This window comes from Paenibacillus sp. F024 (assembly GCF_057814255.1).
On record NZ_JBVASZ010000115.1, the window covers coordinates 1 to 350 of the forward strand.

Genomic DNA, 350 nt, shown 5'->3' on the forward strand with positions numbered 1-350 from the left:
TCCAGCGGCTAACGTCCAGGATTACATTCTATTTAACGTTGAAATTCAACGATGCTTTGCTTTATTTCATTGACCGTGAGCTGGAATATGTCCGGCCGATTATAGTGTCCCATCACATCAAACTCATATCGGCTTTGTATGATCTGCTCTAACGGCAAATCGGCAATCAGCAGCCCCTCCTGATCCCAGAGCGGCTGTGCTACATATTCTCCTAGCGGCCCAACGATCGCGCGTCCTCCTCTGGATAACACGTCAGGCTGGCCGGAAAGCTCGTCCAGGCAGGCTAAATCATCCGGATACGTGCTTTTGGTTGCATATTGATTGGAGGATAATACGAAGCAGCGGCCCTC

Annotated in this window: 1 protein-coding gene; it reads right to left on the minus strand. The window is 50.0% G+C overall.

Annotated elements, in window-relative coordinates:
- Positions 1-32: 32 nt before the first annotated feature.
- On the minus strand, positions 33-350 hold a 318-nt coding region (locus tag ACZYR9_RS27610; RefSeq protein WP_488981496.1), incomplete at its 5' end, for a nitrilase-related carbon-nitrogen hydrolase.